The following is a 20,690-nucleotide window of genomic DNA, read 5'->3' on the forward strand; positions in this document are numbered from 1 at the left end:
CCGGGAAATACGGTCGTCTGGCGCGGCCTCAGCCGGCTGACCGACATTCGCCTCGGAACCGAAATGGCAGCGACACTCAAATGTGGGTAATTGCAAGCCGGCGAAGGGTAACCGCCCGATTGGCACCGTCTGCCGCATAAGGCCTTAATGGCCTAAGACACGTGTTTAACGACGTCGTTAGCGACGTGTCTTATGCGGGGATTGCGATGCGCGTTGAAATTCTTGGGCAAGAGCGGCGGCGCCGATGGCGCGACGATGATAAGCTCGCGATTGTCATGTCGGTTGGGGATGGTGGAGCGACCATCACAGAGGTTGCCCATCGGCACGATATTACGCGGCAGCAGATTTACGCTTGGCGTAGCGAGCTGAAGAAGAAGGGGCTTCTCTCGGCGTCGTCGAATACATTGTTCATCCCCGTCGACGTGAAAGCGGTACGGATGGATCTTGCTGATGACCCGGAAAGGTGCTCCGGGATGGTCGAACTACGATTGAGCTGCGGCCGCACCCTTCGCTTCGGCAGTGCGTTCGATACGGCTGCCCTGACGCAGATCATCCGGGCGGTGGAAGCAGCATGATCGGGCCTGGGACCGGCGTTCGGGTCTATCTTGCATGCGGGATCACGGACATGCGCAAAGGAATTGAAGGCCTGGCTGCGCTTGCGCAGGATGTCTTGCGCCAGAAGCCGACGGGCGGCGCGGTATTTGCCTTTCGCGGCAAACGTGGCGACCGTTTGAAGCTACTGTATTTTGATGGCCAAGGCTTCTGCCTGTATTACAAGATTTTGCAGAAAGGTCGGTTCCCGTGGCCTTCAGCGTCCGACGGCACAGCGCGACTGACGTCGGCTCAACTGGCGATGTTGTGGGAAGGGATCGATTGGCGTCGTCCTGATTGGGGCGCGCCGCCGGCGCGTGTCGGGTGATTTTATCCCTCTGAAACCACTCGTTTTTATCGCAATTTCTCCTGACTTGTGGTAGTCAGGATCATGTCAATCGCAACGACAAATCTTCCTGATGATCCATCCTTTCTCAAGGCAATGATAATCGCGTTGCAGGCGGAAAACGCGAAGATGTCGGCGACGTTGCAAGCGCACGACCAGTTGATTCAAACCCTGCGGCTGCGTATCGCCAAGCTGAAGAAACAGGTCTTCGGCAAGTCGTCCGAAAAGATCGAGCGTGAAATCGAGCAGTTGGAACTGGCGCTTGAGGATCTGTTGATCGCCGCCGCTGAGAGCAATACTGCCCCGATAGATGAGCCCGATGAGGAAGCGTCTATTGTAGCCTTGGCGGATACGCCTGAGAAGATCATGCGCCGGCGCCCACGCGTCTCGGACAAGGCAGTTCGCGAACGCCGGGAACTCGATCCTGGCTCCTGCTGCCCGGAATGCGGAGGTGAGCTGCGTCTTGTCGGTGAGGACACAAGCGAAATCCTCGACATGATTGCAGCGCAGATGAAGGTGATCGAGGTCGCTCGATTGAAGAAGTCCTGCCGTTGCTGCGAGAAGATGGTGCAGGTGCCTGCTCCGAGCCGCCCGATCGCTGGCAGCATGGCGGGCGCTGGCCTCTTGGCGTACATTCTGGTGTCGAAGTTCGATGACCATTTGCCACTGTACCGTCTGAACGAGATCTTCGCCCGCATGGGTGCCGACATTCCCGACAGCACGATGGTCGATTGGTGTGGTCGTGCCATGCAGGTGCTGCAGCCTCTTATCGAGAGGATCGAAACGGCGGTCATGGCAAGTGACCTCCTTCATGCCGACGACACCCCGATCCGGGTGCTGGATCGCTCGCTCCGAGACAAGGGGATGGGCAAAGGGGTGAAGAAGGGCAGGATCTGGACATATGTCCGCGATCAACGACCATGGGCAGGCAGTTCTGCGCCTGGTGCAGTCTACTATTTTGCTCCGGACTGGAAAGAAGAGCACGTCCACCGCCACCTTAAGCAATCAGGCGGCATCCTTCAGGCTGACGGCTACAAAGGATACGGCAAGCTATACTCACCTGGAGCGGATGGCCTTCCTCGCTTCAAGGAGGCGGCCTGCTGGGCCCACTGGCGACGCGACTTCCACGATATCTGGACATCGAACAAGTCCGAGATCGCGCGAGAGGCGCTCGATCGTATCGGAGCGCTTTACGACATCGAGCGAGGCATCAACGGCCAGCCTCCTGAGATCCGGCTTGCCGCGCGTCAGATGCAGAGCAAGCCCAAGGTTGAAGCATTCCGTCACTGGGCTGAAGCTCAACTGACGCGCATTCCCGGCAAAGGCGATCTGGCGGCAGCTTTCCGCTACGGTTTGAGCCGATGGTCTTCGCTCTGCCTATTCATGGAAGACGGTCGTGTCGCGATCGACAACAATGCTGCCGAACGGGCTCTGCGTCCAATAGGCGTTGGAAGACGCAACTGGCTGTTCGCGGGAGCCGACACCGGGGCGGAGACTTTGGCGCGGGCCATGACAATCATCGAGACGGCCAAATTGAATGGTCTTGATCCACAGGCATACTTGACCGACGTGCTTAATCGCATCCACGATCACAAGATCAATCGGTTAGACGAGCTGCTGCCGTGGAACTGGTCGCCGTTCGTCACAATCTCTGCCGAGGCAGCCTGATGGCAACAGTTACCTACGTCCGTACGATCAAATTTGTCGCCGAAATTCTAAAAGAGGACCCGGAGCTTCTTCAGGCAATCGTCTCCAACGATGATAATCTGAGCTACGGCAGCATCATCTCCGTCTATACCGGAGACGACGAATCCGTCACCGCACTGACAGACGACGGCATGGACGAGTTGGAGCAGATGCTCAAAGACGCCCGCCGCTCACCCCAAGAATGGAACGACTTCCTCGACAGCTTTGTTGACAACGAGCTGCTCGTCGCTCGCATCAAAGCCAAATCCGCGCGGTAGCAATCGGGCGGTTACGGCGAAGGCCGCAGGTCAGGCCGCCTGAGTACTCAGCGTCTTGGGTGTCCAGTTCCACGGTAGCAATTGCTCCAGCCTGCTGATCGGCTTGTCCGCAATGTTGGCGAGGGCGTCGGCAAGCCAAGCCTGCGGATCGATGTCGTTGAGCTTGGCGCTCATGATCAGCGTCGCCATGAATGCGGCGCGATCGGCACCACGATCTGATCCGGCGTGAGCGCTACGAATGGCCCACGGCTTTTGTGATTGACGGAATAGGTTTCTGGCGCTCGGTCAGTATTTCTGCTTTGCCCGCTTCGGCATAAAGTAGGTTCGGATGTTGACGAGTGCTTCGGCGACATCAGCAGCATCCTGGCAGGTCGCTTTGCGTTTCGCCTCGCCGAGCTTGCGGATAGGCGCGATGATATCGCCAGTGACGGCATGGCCTCGCAGGACGGGCCGCCAAAGCTTGGGCGCGTACTCTGTTCCTAACAAAAAGGAGATATCCCAATCGAAGATATCAAAGGTCTGACCATCGATCCTGGTGAACCTGGGCCGGTGGTCTCTCGGTGTTTCGGAAAGGCCTGCCGAGATGCGGTTATACTCTGCGACAATCGTCTGCACGGCTTGATGCTCGGTCGTTTCCATCGGTAGGTTCAGGGCATCCGGACCAGTCAGTTCCGGGATCCATTTGCGTGGGTCGATGAGCTTTGGGCCGATGATGAGGGCCGTGAGGTAGCCATCGAGACCGCTCATGGACCAGATAGGCGATACCGGACGACGTCCCCTGATAAAGGCTTCGAACGCCTCGTCATCGAGCTTTGGTCGTTCCGTCGTCTGCCGATTGTTAACTATCATGTTTGTCGTCGATCAACAATTCAGCGGTAATTTGAGGTCTCCAGCTACTCGAACTAATTCCAGAGCGATTTGAGGCTGGTGATGAAACCCTTACCGGAAGCTGGTTTCGGTGGTTTGGGCACCATTGCCTCAACTTCAAGTGCCCAAGCCGTGTATTTCTGCTCCTCGCTTATAGCGAAGGCTCTGCGGTATAGATCGGCGGCCAACGCCATATTTCCAACACGTTTGAACGCATCAGCCGCTATTGCTAATGTCTCGGCATCGTTGCTGATAGACTTATCGAGCGATACGGCCGCCGAAGCCGCCCATACATTTTTATTCTTAGCCAACAGCTTAGTCAGAAGATACTTTGCGTAATATGGGTTTTGTCTACGAGCGCCTCGGATCAGACGCCTTACAGCTTCGTCATCACGCGTAGCTGCTGCGAGTATCAAATCCCTCAGCCTGGATGCCGATCTTACACAATGAATGGTCTCGTGACCGCAGTTTTGCAACGGAATGCGCTTTTGTGGTGCGACAATGTTGTCTACGTGGGCCGCATCGACCGGATAGGTGGGATCGTAGAAAATATAGCCTCCGCCGTTTATGTCGGCGGGCTCGATCCTTATTACGCGTTCAGCGGGGTTATAGAAGTCGTTGTAGCGAACATCATTCGGTCCAACATCGTTGGGGTTGATAGAGAATTGAGGGGAGAAGGCCAAGACGGTAGGGTCGCCAAATAACCAACTATATTTGAGCGCGGCATAGGCGCCCATGCTGTAGCCGTAAAGAACTACGTGCTTGTAGTTGCGCGCCGCCTTCACCGGCTCCCGAAGAGCGCGGATTGTTTCATGCAGAGGGTACCAGTGGGGACCGTCAGACGTTATCCCAAAGGCCGGTAGGCCGGCCTTGATTAATGGACGCTCTGCCCAGAACCGCTGGCCTTTATAGTGGTTCCACATTTCGTTGAATGTGATGACCAGCGTATCACCTTCGCCTGGCAGGAAATGAAAATCTACATTGGCCATTAATCACCAGTCGGCCATGGCGCCGTCGAGGGCTCTAGCCCACTTGGCTCGGAACTGGGCAAGGCCGAATTTCTGCCGAACGGTCTTCTTCCCGTTTTCCGAAAGCGAGCGCCTCAGATCAAAGGACGCATCGAATTTGTCGATGGCGGCCTTAAGACTGTCCTTGTTGCCTTGCTCAAAAAGCAGAACGTCATGGCCGTCTGTGAATAGCTTCGACCAATCCATGTTGTCTGGTGCAATTACTGGACAGCCACAGGCCATAGCTTCCAGTGGCGCAAAGGACATCGCGACCTTTTCGCCAGTCCATAAGTAAGCCTTTGCCTCGGAAACGGCTGCCTTAAAGTCGGAAACACTCCCGAGAGAGCCAACGCCCTCATCACCATTGCCGCCGCCGTAAAGCTTTTTGGGGATGTCGCCTAGGCTCCTCCAAAAATCGACGCCGGTTCCCCGCAAAGGAGCGAAGAAGTCGTTCACTATATTGATGAAATGGCCATTTGACCCGTTCCACTCAACATCGTCGAAGAAATGAGACGGAACATAATGCGGAATAGCTTCGCAGGCGACATGGGAATAGAAGCCAAAGTCCTGGATCATGAAGTGGGACACAGCTACGATTGGGCTATCCGCTACCTCGTGACGAAATTTTCCAAGCGGCTTGCTGCGTGCCTGGTGCCACCAAGCTTCAGGATTGTAGGACCAGTGCGAAATGTAGATGAGGCGGCGCGGTGAAATGCCGTGCTGCTTCAACGTCGTACGAATATCATCATATTGGTCCGGCCCGTGGGCTAGGAAAATGTCGTATTGGTGGAAATCCCGATCGGAGTGGTCATGGACGTTTGGGGGTTTGGGCCGGTTTGTACTCCATTGCCCGTTAACGAAGTACCATTCGATTTCGGGAAAGGCAGCGGCCAAGCTGTACTGGTAGGATGTGTGAAAAGCCTGTGAAAAAACACGCATCGTGTCCGCTTTCTTTTATGAGCATGCGTTCTGTAGAATTTCAAAAGAGATTCCGATTTCTCGGCAGATGTGGCCTACTTTGTAGAGCACCTCCTTATTGATGTCCAATTCATGCATGTCCCAAGGTTGGCGATAGCCATCAGTATAGAAGTTCATTCCGAAAATATTGATCGATTTCGGCTTGGACAGCGCAGCCAGAAGGGCGATACGAACGCCAGAGAACAGGGTGTCCCATCCATACCAGCCACCATAACCGGTATCGAGATAGCGCCGGCTGGTGATCCATTCGAGTATGTATCTATCTCGCCCGAACGGCGTCGGCTCAATCAGCTCAAAGACCAGAGGGGCGGCAAAGTGCACGTGGAGTTTGTTCGCTAACCCCAGCCTTTGCACGTCAGCCCAAAACCCAGACTGGACGTGATGGTGAGAAATACAGTGAAAACTCTCTGCTTGGAGCAGATGATCGTTCAAGCTGATAAGATTTAAACCTGTTTCCGGGTTGTGAAACTTATCAGGCGAAAAGACTTCGTTCTTCCCAAGCCCTACCCAATGCGTGATTTTCACCCCATCTTCGATTGGGTCACGCCTCCATAGGTAAGGGAAATTGATCCGCACTACTGCATCGTGACTGTCGATAAAATGTCCCTGTCCTGTGACCAGTCCGTTGCCGACAATAGCAACCGACTTGCCGGCTAAAGGCAACGGGCCAGTGTCGTAAAATTGGTCTTGAAACAGAATCCAATCTGTGTCTGCCGATTCTTTATCTGCTGCAACGAACTGATGGCCGAAATGCTCTTTGTAAAAATGAGTGCCAAGCTCTGCCAGTTTCAGGCTGTGCGCCATAATGCCTCCATTCCAGTTGTCGTGTGGATTAGGGCAGAACACTGGGACGACGCAAGCCCCGTTTAGCATCGCATGAAAACGCAATGGGCAAGAGGCGCATCAGAAAATGAAATACGAGCTCGGTCTCGATCACTTCGCGGGCCAATCATGGTAATGTCTCCACCGACAGGTGCTAATGACGACGATCACCTGTGTTTTGCTGCAACATGAGCGCACTCAATGAAAGTCGCCAAAATTCCAGCTTTATTTCTATTCAAAAATAGATAATTAGCTGCGGTGGTTTATTGCGAGCATATTATGAAATTTGGAACGAGCGGCCTTCGTGGTCTTGTTGTTGATCTCGAGGGCCGCGCGTCTGCTCTTTATGCAGAGGCTTTTGCGCGACATTTGATTGGGATAGGTGTGGCAAAGCCAGGCAGTACGGTCCTTGTTGGGCGCGACTTCCGCTCATCGAGCCCTGGCATTTCTGCCACCTGCATCGGTGCCCTTGTGCGTGCTGGTCTGTCGCCGGTCGATTGCGGCGCGATACCGACTCCGGCTTTGGCACTTTACGGCCTATCGCTGAATGCGGCGTGTTTGATGGTTACCGGCTCGCATATCCCCGACGACCGAAATGGCATCAAGTTCTATCGGCCAGATGGCGAAATCGACAAGAACGATGAGGCTGGCATTACCGCGATCGCTGCTGAACTGGACAAGGCAGAGATCGGTTTTGACCCCGGCAAAGCCGCGGATCGGTCCGCGCAAGCCGAGGCACTGTTTAGGGCCAGAAACAAGGGCCTCCTGCCCGCCGCTTCGCTGAAGGGGCTAAAAATCGGTGTCTACCAACATTCTACCGTGGCGCGCGATCTTTTCGTCAGCGTCCTTGAAGCTTATGGCGCTGACGTCGTGGCGCTCGGCCGCTCCGGACATTTCATTCCGGTCGATACGGAAGCGGTTTCGCCGGAGACCGTCAGTCTTCTAAAAGGTTGGGCAAAAGAGTACGGACTCGATGCGATCGTTTCCGCCGATGGTGATGGTGACCGGCCACTAGTCACCGACGAAACGGGCGAACCGCTACGCGGTGATCTAATCGGACTGATCGCGGCCCAATTTCTGGGCGCGGATGCCCTCGTCACACCAGTTACCTCGAATTCTCGTATTGAACGAACTGGTTCCTTCTCGGTAATTCGCACCAAAGTGGGCTCGCCCTTCGTGATTGCCGCCATGCAGGAGGCGGTGGCCGCAGGTCATCGAAGTGTGGTTGGCTTTGAGGCCAATGGTGGCACGCTGACCGCTTCGGACTTCGCCGTTGCCGCCGGCAATTTGGCACCACTGCCGACGCGTGACAGTTTTTTACCCACCCTCGCGGCGTTGTATCTGCGTGCCCAACGTGGGGAACCGCTATCGATGATAGCCGCCAGCTTCGGCCTTGCCTTTGCCGCCGCTGATCGACTGGAAAACTTCCCCGTCGAAACGAGTGCGTCGCTGATGGCGCATTTGAATGGATCGGACGACAATCTCGCAGCCTTCCTTGCACCCCTCGGCGTCATTACTGGGAAGTGCAACATCGACGGCCTACGCGTAACGCTCGACGACCGCCTGATTGTACACCTGCGTCCCTCAGGCAACGCACCGGAAATGCGCTGCTATGTCGAAGCGGGAGGGGAAGGCGAAGCGAGGGCTCTTCTGCGTCTCGGACTTGACCTGATTCGCGACTGGGCGGTAGGAACCAGGGTCTGACGACAACGTGGTTCTTAAGAAGAACTGAAAGCCAACCTAAAAAATTTGAGTAACGAATTTTGACCATTGGCCGTCGACGATTCAACTTAGTTGACCGGCCGCAATAAACCGGAGACGTATTTCATGCGCACCAAAATTATTCCCGTGATCATGGCGGGCGGTAAAGGCACCCGACTGTGGCCATTGTCGCGGGCCACGGCACCAAAGCAGTTTATTGAATTCGTCGGCGACCGCACGCTGTTTCAGGCGACGCTGGCCCGTGTCTCGGATCCAGCTATCTACGATGCGCCTATAATCATCACCAATGACGACTTCCGCTTTTTGGCCGCAGAGCAAGCCCGCGGAATCGGCATTGCCCTGTCGGCCATTCTACTAGAGCCGATCGCGCGCAACACTGCCGCTGCGGTTGCCGCCGCCGCCGCCTTCGTCGCTCAGAAGTTTGGTGACGACACCCTTATCCTGGTACTCGCGTCCGACCACGATATCGTAGCCGACGCCGACTACACCGACGCGATCCTGACTGCCCAAAAGACGGCCGCATCCGGCAAGCTCGTCACCTTCGGCATTACCCCAAGCGAACCCGCCACCGGATATGGCTATATTGAGATCGGTGACAAGCTTTCTACCGGCGCATGCACGGTAAAGCGCTTCATCGAGAAGCCGGCGCAGCCCGCGGCTGAAAAGATGCTTTCCACTGGTGGTTTCGTCTGGAACTCCGGCATATTCATGTTCAAGGCGGCACAGGTGCTGCAGGAACTCGCCCTTTACGCGCCAGATGTCGAACTCGCCGCGAAGCAGGCTGTCGCCCAGGCTGCCAGCGATCTCGACTTCATACGGCTTAACGTAGACGCTTTTGCGACCAGCCCGGATATTTCAATCGACTATGCGCTGATGGAAAAGACGAGCAACGCGGCTGTCGTGCCAGCTTCTTTCATTTGGTCGGATATGGGCAGTTGGGACGCGGTCTGGAAGCTCGGCGCCCGGGACGCGGCCGGCAATGTCACGTCTGGCAATGCGACACTCATCAACACGCAGAACTCGCTTGTGATGTCGCGCCACGGTCATCTTGCCGTGCAGGGCCTGGAAGGTGTTGCCGTCATCGCCAGCGAGGACGCCATCTATGTGGGGCGTTTGGACGAAAGCCAAAATGTTGGCAAACTGGTTAAGCAACTCGCCGCTGATAAATCGACCGCGAGCCTCACTGAGACGCACCCAACTTCCTACCGCCCATGGGGCGGTTACACATCGATATTGAACGGTGACCGCTTCCAGGTGAAGCGGCTGTTCGTCACGCCCGGCAAAAAACTGTCGCTGCAGAAGCACCATCACCGCTCGGAGCACTGGATTTGCGTCAAGGGCTCTGCGGAAGTTACGATTGGCGATCAGGTGAAGACTTTGGGCGAAAACCAGTCCGTCTATATCCCTCAGGGCGAGGTGCACCGGCTTGCGAACCCAGGAAAGATCCTGCTCGAGGTAATCGAAGTGCAGACTGGCTCCTATCTGGGCGAGGACGACATCATCCGCATCGTCGACGAGTTCGGTCGCGAATAATTACGGCCGCGACTAACACATCTATTAATCAGACACCCTTAGTAGTTTGATACGAGATCTCTCAATCTGAACAAGGGGTTGGGATGCTTTGTTACGTCGGAACATCGTCATAAAATAGCTCGGTCTTCGCCTTTATGGCGGTCAGTATTCTCCTTTGATACCGATTCCAGTGATGTTCACTGCATTGCTGCCATTCGATCGAGCTAGCTCCAGCGGAAGTGCCTTGGTGCAAAGATGAGACATGAGAAAGATTGTAGCGAAACTTACCAGTACAGCATGTGGGACGCGGACGGATGATTTTTCAAGAATAATTGACAAAAGAAGACCGAACGACACGACCAATCCTCCTGCCCCGATCGATCCGCCACTGAAGGCCAGACCGAACGATCCAAGCCAAATCGAACTTGCCAGCATGGTCGCCGGAGAGCGCAGAACAGCTTCGTCGGTCGAGACTGCAAAGATCGGGCGAAACCCTTGCCAGCTCAGGGCAATGGCCAGGCTCAGCAAGAGGGGGGCAACGATATCCAGCGGGATCATACGCTCGCCCTCACGGGTTGAAAACTCACCGATCGTTGCGGCACGGCCGTCGTCTTTGCTGCGTATGCCGTTTGCGAAAAAACATGGCCAACTCCAATCAGGATCGGGTTATCCACGCCGATCCCGGCAACAGCGGACGCCAGATCGTCCAAGCGTCCGATCCATCGCGTCTCATTGCTACGGGTCACTGCACTGACGATTGCAACAGGCATGTCAGCATCCATTCCGGCTTCCAGCAGGCGCGTGCGGATCTGGTCTGCAGTGCGGCCACCCATGTAGAAGATCGTCGTGGTCGCGGACTGTGCGAGATCGTGCCAGTCGATGTCCACAGGCAGTGACCCCTGCCGCGAGTGACCAGTGATGAAACGGACGGCCTGAGCGTGATCGCGATGGGTCAGCGACACGCCAAGACCCGCAGCCATGGCGCTGGCAGAGGTGATGCCGGGCACAGTATCGACCTGTATGCCCTGTTGTTGCAGGCAGGCGATTTCCTCTCCAGCGCGGCCAAAAATCATCGGATCGCCCGACTTCAATCGCACCACATGTTTTCCGGCCTTTGCAAGCTGGACCATCGTCGCGTTTATGTCCTCCTGTTTGCAGCTAGTGCGGCCGCCGCGCTTGCCGACCAGCATGCGCTTTGCTTCGCGGCGGGCAAGCTCCAGCACCTCATCAGAAACCAGGTCATCGAAGAGAATGACATCGGCGGCCTGCAAGGCCCGCACTGCCTTCAGCGTCAACAGCCCAGCATCGCCCGGACCTGCGCCGACGAGCGTCACGCGGCCAACGGATGAGGATTGCGCCGCCGCAAGGATGCGTCCGGCATCGGCGAGCAGATCTGCCTTGCTGCTCGCTTTGGAATCCCCGCCGAAAGCACGATCGACGAAAGCCTCCCAGAAGGTGCGACGGGCGGCCGCAGTTCCTATTGTCGCATTGATCTGGTCCCGGATCGAATGAGCCAGCGCACCCCATGACTTCAGCGACGGTGGCAACAGCGTCTCGATCCGCCGGCGGATCGCCTGGGCGAGGATGGGTGCCGCCCCATCCGTGGAGATCGCCACGACAACAGGCGAGCGGTTGACGATCGATCCGAACTGGAATTGGCAATATCGAGGTTTGTCGATGACGTTGACGGGAACGCCGGCTTTCTTCGCGGCGGCGAAGAAAGCTGCTGCTGCCTCGTCGTCAGCGCAGTCTGCGATGGCGAGGGCTGCATGTTCGAAGGACCCGGCATGCCAGTCATGGGGATGATGGACGAAGCAGCCTTCCCCGAATTGTGGTCCTTCATGGAGGAGCTTGGAAAAGGTTTCGCTCAGGTCCGTGGCATAGACATGCACTTCGCTGCCACAGGCCGCCAGCAGTTCGGCTTTCCAGGCGGCGGCGTCCGTCCCTCCGGCTACAACGGCGCGTTTTCCTGAAAGCGACCAGAAGACCGGGAGCGTGGCGAGAGGTGCCATGCGGGCAGGAGCGGTACGAGAGGTTTTTTCATTCGGCAGCAGCTGCAAGACATCCATCGATGATCCCCCTGATTTCCGCGCGGCATGAGCCGCAATTGGTTCCGGCATTCAATTCCTTGCCGACAGCCTCGACGCTTCGGCAACCACCGCGCACCGCCGCGACGATCTGGTTGACGCCAACGCCGAAGCAGGAGCAGACGGTGGCGCCTGGATCCATGCGCCCGGCGCCCGGGCGTCCAGCGATAACCGCGAAGCGTTTTGCAAGTTCGGTATGCCGGATAGTCAATTGTTCGATCGCCCAGTTGCGGGCAACGGCGACCGGCTGGGGGGCGAGAAAGAAGGCTGCGAGCAACTGGCCGCCATCAAAGAAGGCGAGGCGCAGGTCGCCGGATTGCGCATCCGCATAACCGAGTGGTTCGATATGGCTGGGAATGCCGAAATGCAAACGGCACCAATCGGTCCAGTTTTCAGGTGGAGCATCAAAGGCCAGCTCCAGGCGCCAGCCCCCCTCGGCCTTGGCCAGAGCCCAGTAAACGGTGTCGAGGTTTTCAGGTTTGGTGAAGGAGACCGCAAAGCCGTAGCTTTCCACTGTGAGCGGCCGGGCTCTGACAGCAACATTTTTGGAGGCCGGTTGCCCGGAGATTGCGTCGGTCAGCGGCGCGACGGCCGAGTCGATACGGGCTTTGGCGGCGAACTGGCCGTTCCAGTGCATCGGCACGAACAGGCTGCCGCGCGCCTGCCGTTCGGTGACCAGCGCGCGCACCACGGCCTTGCCGTAAATGCTCTCGATCTCGACGAGAGCTGCGCTCGCGACACCGATATCCATCGCGTCGCGCGGGTGGATTTCGGCAAAGGGCTCGGCGATGTGGGCTGAAAGGCGGGCGCTTTTACCCGTCCGCGTCATCGTGTGCCATTGGTCGCGGATGCGCCCCGTATTGAGCGTCAGCGGGAAGTCCGCATTGGTCCGGTCCGATGCGGGAGCGCTGACGGCAATGAAACGTGCCTTGCGATCGGCATGGTAGAAGCCGCCATCGGCGAAGAAGCGGGTGGTCCGTGTCTGCGCGCCTTCAGGCTGGGGCCACTGAAACGGTTCCAACCCATTGTAATCGGCGGCGCTGATCTGGCTGTATGCGCCGATATCGAAATCGCGGCTGCCGCCGTTGTCGAAAGCCGAGAGGGCCGCATGTTCGGCAAAGACATCGGCTGTGGCGGGAAAGGAAAAGGCGCCGGTAAACCCCATGCGGCGTGCGACTTCCGCCATCTGCCACCAGTCTGCCTTCGCTTCGCCGGGTTGGCTGAGAAAGGCGCGCTGGCGGGAAATGCGGCGCTCGGAATTGGTGACCGTCCCGTCCTTTTCGCCCCAGCCAAGCGAGGGCAGGAGAACGTGGGCATATTGCGTCGTGTCGGTTTTCCGAAGGACGTCCGACACGACAACGAAGGGACAGGCTGCGATCGCGGCGGCCACTGCATCCGCATCGGGCATGGAGACAACCGGATTGGTTGCCATGATCCACAGGGCCTTGATCTGGCCGTCTGCCACCGCACGAAACATATCGACGGCCTTAAGCCCTGGTTTTCGGGCGATATCGGGCGATTGCCAAAAACGCTGGACCCGGTCGCAGTCCTGCGGGCTTTCGATCGCCATATGGGCAGCGAGCATGTTGGCAAGACCACCGACCTCGCGCCCGCCCATTGCGTTTGGCTGGCCGGTCAGCGAGAAGGGACCCATACCCGGCCGGCCGATCCGGCCGGTTGCCAGATGACAGTTGATGATGGCGTTGACCTTATCCGTACCGGAGGCGGACTGGTTGACCCCCTGGCTGTAGCAGGTGACGACTTTACCGGTTTCCTCAAAAAGCCGAAAGAACTGTCGCAACTGCATGGAAGGCAGGCCTGTCAGTTCCATCAGGTCGGCTATGACAAGGGCCGATGCGCTGGCAAAAGCTTCTGCAAATCCGGTTGTGTGTGTGCCGATATAATTCTGATCGATCGCGGCGGTGCCTGCGAGATGGGCAAGAAGGCCCATGAACAGCGCCACGTCGCCATCCGGCCGGATCGCCAGATGCAAGTCGGCAATATCGGCCGTCATGGTGCGTCGCGGGTCGATGACCACGACTTTCATGCTGGGTCGGGCTGCCTTGGCAGCGGCGAGCCGCTGGTAGATGACGGGATGGCACCAGGCGAGATTGGAGCCGGTCAGGATGACCAGATCGGCAAGCTCGATGTCTTCATAAATACCCGGCACGGTATCATTGCCGAAGGCGCGTTTGTGCCCGGCAACGGAAGAGGACATGCATAGCCGCGAATTGGTATCGATATTGGCCGAGCCGATAAAGCCTTTCATCAGCTTGTTGGCGACGTAGTAGTCCTCCGTTAGCAACTGGCCTGAGACGTAGAAGGCGACGGAGTCAGGACCATGTTCAGCGATAGCTTGGGAAAAACGGGAGGCGACGAGGTCGAGCGCTTGATCCCAGCTTGCGCGTTCTCCACCAATGTGCGGATGAAGAATTCGGCCGTCGAGATCGATGGTTTCCGAAAGAGCCGAGCCCTTGGAACACAGACGGCCGAAGTTTGCAGGATGATCAGGGTCGCCCTTGACACTGACGGTGCCATCATCGTCGATCTTGGCGATGACGCCGCAGCCGACGCCGCAATAGGGGCAGGTGGTCTTGGTTTCAGTTGGCACAGGGACATCTCCTCCGCCCGAAGCTTTCACCACCCTCTGTCAGCCCAGCTGAGACCTCTCCCCCACAGGGCGAGATTGGCCGCTCGCCGCGCCGGCCGTGTCCTCCAGTGGTAAGTTGGGCTAGGAGAGCTGCCAACTTGTCACACAGGGCGGCGGTATGTGCTGTCCAATCTCGCCCTGTGGGGGAGAGATGTTGCGAGGCGACAGAGGGGGGTGTTTCTTGCTCCATGTACCTACTCCGCCGCCATCATCAGGCTTTCGAGCGCGATGGAGAGTGCGCCGTTGTCGTTGCGCACCTTTATTGTTCGCACCTCACCTTGGTCGGCACCCAGCGCTTTGCCGGTTTCCAGCGAGATGACCCAGTTGTGCAGCGGGCAGGTGACGGCCGTTCCATGCACGATACCTTGGCTGAGTGGTCCACCTTTGTGAGGGCAGTGGTCCTCGATGGCATAGGCCTCGTTCTCCGCCGTGCGAAACACGGCGATCTTGCCTTGAGGGGTTTTCACGCATCGCGCGCCGCGCAGCGGGATGTCGTTGATGTTACCGATATCAACCCAGTTCATATCCATCACTCCGCTGCCTCCGGATAACCGACCGTCGCCATGGGCCGGAACTCGTGCTTGTCCTTGCCGGAGACGCGCTCCGACCAGGGATCGATCTGGGCGAAATTCTGGGAGAAAACGAAGCGCTCGTAATAGGCCTGGCGCTTGTCCGCATCGCCCATGATCTGGCGGCGGATTTCGTCGAGCCCGATGCGCTTGGCCCATTTGTAGATGCGCTCGAGATAGCGGCCCTGCTCGCGATACATCTGCGTCAGCGCGACGATGTACTGCAAGGCTTCGTCCTCGGTTTTCACCAGGCCCAGAACCTCTGTGCCCTTGATGTCGAGGCCGGCGGCCCCTGCAAAATGGATTTCAAAGCCGGAATCGACGCAGATCACGCCGATATCCTTGCAGGTTGCCTCGGCGCAATTTCGCGGACAGCCGGAGACGGCAAGCTTCAGCTTGGCCGGGGTCCACGAGCCCCACATGAATTTTTCGATGCGGATACCAAGTCCTGTCGAATCCTGCGTGCCGAAGCGGCACCAGTCGGAACCGACACAGGTTTTGACTGTGCGTAGGCCCTTTGCATAAGCTTGGCCGGAAATGAAGCCAGCCTTGCCGAGATCGGCCCAGACGGCGGGCAGGTCTTCTTTCTCGATACCAAGCAGGTCGATGCGCTGGCCACCGGTAACCTTGACCATCGGGATTTCAAATTTGTCGACGACATCGGCGATCGCCCGCAATTCGCCGGAATTGGTGACGCCGCCCCACATGCGTGGCACCACCGAATAGGTGCCGTCCTTCTGGATATTGGCGTGGACGCGCTCGTTGATGAAGCGTGACTGGTAGTCGTCGGCATATTCGTCCGGCCAATCGCAGACGAGGTAGTAGTTGAGGGCTGGGCGGCATTTGGCGCAGCCGCAGGAGGTCTTCCACTCCAGTTCCTGCATGACGGCGGGAATGGTCTTCAAACCTTTGGCCTTGATCAGACGGCGCACATCGTCGTGACCGAGCTCCGTGCATTTGCACATGGGCTGAACGGCGGCCGGATTGTAGGCGTCGCCGAGCGTGATGGTCATCAGCTGTTCGACAAGGCCGGTACAGGAGCCGCAGGAGGCGGATGCCTTCGTATGAGCCCGCACATCGTCGAGCGAGGTCAGTCCCTTTGACGTTATCGTCCCGGTGATCTTGCCCTTGCAGACGCCGTTGCAGCCGCAGATTTCCGCATCATCCGGCAAGGCTGCAACGGCCGCCATAGGGTCCAGTGGCGACCCTCCCTGGTAGGCCTGGCCGAAAATGAGCGTTTCGCGCATATCGGAAATATCGGTGGCTTTCTTCTTCAGGTCATTGAACCAGGCTCCATCAGCGGTTTCACCGTAGAGCACGGTACCGATGATGCGATTATCCTTCAGCACCAGCCGCTTGTAGACACCCGCCGTCGCGTCGCGCAGCACGATTTCCTCGCGGTCGTCACCTTCGGCGAAGTCGCCGAGTGAGAAGAGGTTGATACCTGTCACCTTTAGCTTCGTCGGCGTGTCGGAATGGACGAAGGCGGGCGAACGATCGCCAGCGAGATGCGAAGCGGCGATACGGGCCATTTCGTAGAGCGGCGCGACAAGACCGTAGACCATGCCATCCACTTCAGCGCATTCGCCCAGCGACAGGATATCGCCATCCGAGGTCTGCATGCCGGCATCGACGACGATGCCGCGATTGACGGCGAGGCCGGCTTCCTTGGCGAGACCTGCGCTTGGCCGAATGCCGACCGCCATGACGACGAGCGTCGCCGGGATGATAGTGCCGTTGTCGAGCTCGATGCCCTCGACCCTGCCATTGCCAATAATGGCCTTTGTGTTGGCCTTGGTGATGACCTTGATGCCGCGTTCCTCGACGGCCTTTTGCAAGAGGTAACCGGCGGCTGGATCGAGCTGGCGTTCCATCAGCGTCGGCATGACATGGAGCACGGTCACATCCATGCCACGCGAGGCAAGACCTGCCGCCGCCTCGAGCCCGAGCAGACCGCCGCCGATAACGATGGCCTTTTCGCGCGATTGGGCCGCGAGCAACATGGCTTGCACATCGTCGAGATCGCGATAGGTGATCACGCCGGGCAGGTCCTTGCCGGGTACCGGAATGATGAAGGGAACGGAGCCGGTGGCTATGACCAGCTTGTCGTAGCTTTCCGTCACGCCGTGATCGGAAGTCACCGTTTTCCGGGCGCGATCGATGGCGACGATCTTGTGGCCTTTGTAGAGGGTGATGCCGTTTTCGATATACCAGCCGTCGCCATGAATGACGATCTGCTCGTAGGTTTTTTCGCCGGATAGCACCGGCGAGAGCATGATGCGGTCGTAGTTGACGCGGGGTTCGGCGTTGAAGATGGTGACGCTGTACAGGCCGGGTGCCTGTTCAAACAAGTGCTCCAGCATGCGCCCGGGTGCCATGCCGTTGCCGATGATGATGAGTTTCTGGGTCATGCCGGTTACTCCGCGGCTTCGACGAAGCGGTGACGCTCGTAAAGGAATTTGAGCACGGCCTCGCGGCATTTGAGATAGGTCCGGTCCGAGGCGAGCTCGATGCGGTTGCGCGGGCGGGCGATCGGAACGTCGAGCACTTCGCCGATAGATGCCGCGGGGCCGTTGGTCATCATGACGATCCGGTCGGAGAGGAGAACGGCTTCGTCAACGTCGTGGGTGATCATCAGCATTGTGTTGCCAAGGCGAAGGTGGATTTCCATCACCGCGTCCTGCAGATGCGCCCGCGTCAGGGCGTCAAGCGCGCCGAAAGGTTCGTCCAGAAGCAGTATCTTCGGCTCCATGGCGAGTGCCCGGGCAATGCCGACCCGCTGTTTCATGCCGCCGGAAATCTCCGATGGCCGCTTGTCTTTCGCATGTGCCATTTGCACGAGGTCGAGATTGGCCATCACCCAGTCATGCCGTTCCGCCTTGCTCTTCGTTCTGCCGAAAACCTTGGAGACGGCGAGATTGACGTTTTCATAGACCGTCAACCACGGCAGCAGGCTGTGGTTCTGGAAGACGACGGCCCGTTCCGGGCCGGGTGCATTGACCTCCCGGTTTTCCAAAAGCACCGCGCCGGAGGAGACCGGCGTCAGTCCAGCGATCAGGTTGAGAAGGGTTGACTTGCCGCAGCCGGAATGGCCGATGATCGAAACGAATTCACCTTTTGCGATCGTCAGGTTGATGCCTTTCAGCACTTCGGCGCGGCTTCCCGCCCGGTCGAAATACTTGTCGATATGGTCGAGTTTCAGATAGGCGCTCATGATCCAGACCCTCAGTTTGCGGACGCGCCGCGGGTAATGATGGAGCCGGCTGCGGAAACCAGCTTGTCGAGGATGAAGCCGACGACGCCGATATAGGCGAGCGCGACAATGATGTCGGGCAGGCGCGAGGAGTTCCACGCATCCCAGATGAAGAAGCCGATACCGACGCCGCCGGTGAGCATTTCGGCCGCAACGATGGCAAGCCATGACAGGCCGATGCCGATGCGCAGGCCCGTGAAGATGTAGGGTGCAGCAGATGGCAGCATGATCTTGAAGAAGAACTCGAACTGGTTGAGGCACAGCACCTTGGCGACGTTGCGATAGTCCTGCGGGATATTGCGAACGCCGACGGCGGTGTTGATAATCACCGGCCATATCGAGGTGATGAAGATCACAAAGATGGCAGACGGGTTCGAGTCCTGGAACGCAGCCAGCGACAGGGGTAGCCAAGCGAGTGGCGGCACGGTGCGCAGGATCTGGAAGATCGGATCAAGCCCGCGCATCGCCCAGATCGACTGGCCGATCAAGGCGCCGACGAGAATCCCGGTGACAGCAGCAAGTCCAAAGCCGTAGGCGACGCGCTGCAGCGAGATCAGCACCCGCCAGCCAAGCCCGATATCCTGCGATCCGTAGTTGAAGAACGGGTAGGCAATCAGATCGTAACTTTCCTGCCAGACCTGCGATGGCGGTGGCAGCGTTGCTCCGGCTTCGGAACAGAGAACCTGCCAGATGATCAGAATGGCGGCCAGCACGATCAGCGGCGGCACGGCATTGCGAGCCACGGCAAGCGCAACCTTTCTGGTGTTGAATTTTGCCATGGGCCGGCCGGGCAGGGTGACGACCCTTGCGCTTGTCTTGGGCAATACAGCCGGTGCGATTTTTTCCGTGCGGGCGAGTGCGGGCATGGAGTATCTCCTGAAGGTAAAGTGGAATCCGGTGCAACCGTCATGCGCCGGAATTGTTTGGGTCAGGACGAAGCCTTGATCGACAGGCTATCGAGATAAGCAGAGGGATTTTCCGGGTCGAAGACCTTGCCGTCGAAGAAGATTTCCTTGCCGCGCGATGTGGTAGCCGGAATGCCCGCGGCGGCGATGCCGAGATCGGCCGCCGCAGCGCGCCAGATATCCTCACGGTTCACCTGATCGACCAATGCCTTGATGTCCGTGTCGGGGGCCAGTTTGCCCCAGCGGATGTTCTCAGCGATGAACCAGGTGTCGTGGCTCTTGAACGGGTAGGAGGCGGCATTGGCCCAGAACTTCATGTAGAGGTCGGTGCCGGTTACAACGCGGCCATTGCCGTAATTGATGTCGCCCTTCAGCCGGCCGATGATGTCTTTCACTGGGACGTTGAACCATTGGCGCTTACCGACGATCGCAGCCATTTCCTCCTTGTTGTCCATGTTTTCGCACCATTGCTGGGCTTCCATCACGGCCATCATCAGCGCCTTGGCGGCATTCGGGTTTTTCTCCACCCAGTCGGCTCGCATGCCAAGTGCCTTTTCCGGGTGACCTTTCCAGAGTTCGCCGGTGGACGCGGCAGTGAAGCCGATGCCCTGGTTGACCAGCTGTTCGTTCCAGGGTTCGCCGACACAGAAGGCATCCATGTTACCGACCTTCATGTTCGCGACCATCTGCGGCGGCGGCACAACGATGGTGGAGACGTCCTTGTCCGGATCGATGCCGCCGGCGGCGAGCCAATAGCGGATCCAGAGATCGTGGGTGCCGCCGGGGAAGGTCATCGCGACCTTCACTTCGCCGCCATCGGCCTTCTTCTTTTCAAAAGCCGCCTTCAGCTTGGAGGCGTCGAGCTGGACGCCCGTATCGGCATATTCCCTGGCGACGGAGATCGCCTGACTGTCGCAGTTCAGGCGGGCAAGGATCGCCATAGGCACAGGAACGTTGTTTTGCGTCACCTTGCCGGTGTGCATGAGGTAGGGCATCGGCGAGAGGATATGCGCGCCGTCGATACCGTTGGCTTCGCCGCCGAGCACCAGATTGTCGCGGGTCGCGCCCCAGGAGGCCTGCTTGGCGACCTCGACATCGGGAAGCCCGTGCTTTTCGAAAAAGCCCCTTTCCTTGGCGACGATGAGCGCCGCCGAATCTGTCAGCGCGATGTAGCCGAGTTTGACACCGGTCACTTCCGGGCCAGCCGTGGCGGCGAAGGCACCGGACGGAAACGCCGTTTTGGCCGCAGTGAACAGTGCTGCGGTGGCGGTCGTCTTGAGAAGGCTGCGACGGGTGATGCCGTTGCTCAAAGTCGTCTTCATGAACAGGTTCCCTTAAGAGTGGCCGGTCGGATTTTGGGCAATAAAAAACGCCGCTCGGAGACTTGCGTCTTCGGGAAGGAGGAATCCCGGACTGC

At 58.2% G+C, this 20,690-nt stretch carries 18 protein-coding genes and 1 pseudogene; 6 read left to right on the forward strand and 13 right to left on the reverse strand.

The features are described from left to right. Positions 1-206: 206 nt before the first annotated feature. From ASC96_RS11430 to ASC96_RS11445, 4 genes are all read left to right on the forward strand, one after another. Complete coding sequence (locus tag ASC96_RS11430) at positions 207-575, forward strand: transposase (RefSeq protein WP_060503334.1); 369 nt, start codon at positions 207-209, stop codon at positions 573-575. Then, entirely contained in the window at positions 572-919 is a 348-nt protein-coding gene (gene tnpB, locus ASC96_RS11435; protein ID WP_056533973.1) for an IS66 family insertion sequence element accessory protein TnpB, read from the forward strand. Before ASC96_RS11430 ends, tnpB begins: the two co-directional genes overlap by 4 nt. A 63-nt stretch (positions 920-982) precedes the next feature. Then, on the forward strand, positions 983-2,605 hold the full coding sequence (locus ASC96_RS11440; protein WP_060503178.1) for an IS66 family transposase: 1,623 nt from the start codon (positions 983-985) through the stop codon (positions 2,603-2,605). Beyond that, positions 2,605-2,901: a hypothetical protein gene (locus ASC96_RS11445; RefSeq protein WP_060503179.1), complete on the forward strand. Its 297-nt coding sequence runs from the start codon at positions 2,605-2,607 to the stop codon at positions 2,899-2,901. The genes ASC96_RS11440 and ASC96_RS11445 overlap by 1 nt, the downstream gene beginning before the upstream one ends. Before the next feature lie 30 nt (positions 2,902-2,931). Here the strand turns inward: ASC96_RS11445 and ASC96_RS11450 are convergent. The 5 genes and pseudogenes from ASC96_RS11450 to ASC96_RS11470 all read right to left on the reverse strand — a co-directional run. Next, positions 2,932-3,126: pseudogene (locus ASC96_RS11450) on the reverse strand (transposase domain-containing protein); the annotation flags it as partial. Between the two features lie 60 nt (positions 3,127-3,186). Then, complete coding sequence (locus ASC96_RS11455) at positions 3,187-3,750, reverse strand: UPF0149 family protein (protein ID WP_060503181.1); 564 nt, start codon at positions 3,748-3,750, stop codon at positions 3,187-3,189. 53 nt (positions 3,751-3,803) lie between these two features. After that, entirely contained in the window at positions 3,804-4,757 is a 954-nt protein-coding gene (locus tag ASC96_RS11460) for a hypothetical protein (RefSeq protein ID WP_060503182.1), read from the reverse strand. Between the two features lie 3 nt (positions 4,758-4,760). Continuing rightward, positions 4,761-5,714, reverse strand: coding sequence for a glycosyltransferase (locus ASC96_RS11465; RefSeq protein ID WP_060503183.1), 954 nt, complete (start codon positions 5,712-5,714; stop codon positions 4,761-4,763). Between the two features lie 15 nt (positions 5,715-5,729). Continuing rightward, positions 5,730-6,557: a hypothetical protein gene (locus ASC96_RS11470; protein ID WP_060503184.1), complete on the reverse strand. Its 828-nt coding sequence runs from the start codon at positions 6,555-6,557 to the stop codon at positions 5,730-5,732. A gap of 297 nt (positions 6,558-6,854) precedes the next feature. Here ASC96_RS11470 and ASC96_RS11475 point away from each other — a divergent pair, with 297 nt between their 5' ends. Together ASC96_RS11475 and ASC96_RS11480 are read left to right on the forward strand one after the other, a co-directional pair. Further along, positions 6,855-8,279, forward strand: coding sequence for a phosphomannomutase (locus tag ASC96_RS11475; RefSeq protein ID WP_060503185.1), 1,425 nt, complete (start codon positions 6,855-6,857; stop codon positions 8,277-8,279). A gap of 123 nt (positions 8,280-8,402) precedes the next feature. Then, positions 8,403-9,830, forward strand: coding sequence for a mannose-1-phosphate guanylyltransferase/mannose-6-phosphate isomerase (locus tag ASC96_RS11480; RefSeq protein WP_060503186.1), 1,428 nt, complete (start codon positions 8,403-8,405; stop codon positions 9,828-9,830). A 141-nt stretch (positions 9,831-9,971) separates the two neighbouring features. Here the strand turns inward: ASC96_RS11480 and ASC96_RS11485 are convergent, their stop codons facing one another. The 8 genes from ASC96_RS11485 to ASC96_RS11520 form a co-directional block, all read right to left on the reverse strand. Continuing rightward, a complete protein-coding gene (locus tag ASC96_RS11485) occupies positions 9,972-10,367 on the reverse strand; it encodes a hypothetical protein (protein WP_060503187.1) in 396 nt (131 codons plus the stop codon). Then, positions 10,364-11,878, reverse strand: a complete 1,515-nt coding sequence (gene cysG / locus ASC96_RS11490; protein ID WP_060503188.1) for a siroheme synthase CysG — start codon at positions 11,876-11,878, stop codon at positions 10,364-10,366. The genes ASC96_RS11485 and cysG overlap by 4 nt, the downstream gene beginning before the upstream one ends. Continuing rightward, positions 11,850-14,507, reverse strand: coding sequence for a nitrate reductase (locus ASC96_RS11495; RefSeq protein ID WP_060503189.1), 2,658 nt, complete (start codon positions 14,505-14,507; stop codon positions 11,850-11,852). Before ASC96_RS11495 ends, cysG begins: the two co-directional genes overlap by 29 nt. Before the next feature lie 233 nt (positions 14,508-14,740). Beyond that, entirely contained in the window at positions 14,741-15,076 is a 336-nt protein-coding gene (nirD, locus tag ASC96_RS11500; protein WP_060503190.1) for a nitrite reductase small subunit NirD, read from the reverse strand. Further along, complete coding sequence (nirB, locus tag ASC96_RS11505; protein ID WP_060503191.1) at positions 15,076-17,526, reverse strand: nitrite reductase large subunit NirB; 2,451 nt, start codon at positions 17,524-17,526, stop codon at positions 15,076-15,078. The genes nirD and nirB overlap by 1 nt, the downstream gene beginning before the upstream one ends. Before the next feature lie 5 nt (positions 17,527-17,531). Beyond that, on the reverse strand, positions 17,532-18,329 hold the full coding sequence (locus tag ASC96_RS11510) for an ABC transporter ATP-binding protein (protein WP_060503192.1): 798 nt from the start codon (positions 18,327-18,329) through the stop codon (positions 17,532-17,534). An 11-nt stretch (positions 18,330-18,340) separates the two neighbouring features. Continuing rightward, positions 18,341-19,234 carry a nitrate ABC transporter permease gene (gene ntrB / locus ASC96_RS11515; RefSeq protein ID WP_060503193.1) on the reverse strand — a complete coding sequence of 298 codons (894 nt, stop codon included), beginning with the start codon at positions 19,232-19,234 and terminating at the stop codon, positions 18,341-18,343. A 62-nt stretch (positions 19,235-19,296) separates the two neighbouring features. Next, on the reverse strand, positions 19,297-20,595 hold the full coding sequence (locus ASC96_RS11520) for a CmpA/NrtA family ABC transporter substrate-binding protein (RefSeq protein WP_060503194.1): 1,299 nt from the start codon (positions 20,593-20,595) through the stop codon (positions 19,297-19,299). Between the last annotated feature and the right edge of the window lie 95 nt (positions 20,596-20,690).

The organism is Rhizobium sp. Root1204, assembly GCF_001424965.1.
GTDB lineage: Bacteria > Pseudomonadota > Alphaproteobacteria > Rhizobiales > Rhizobiaceae > Pararhizobium.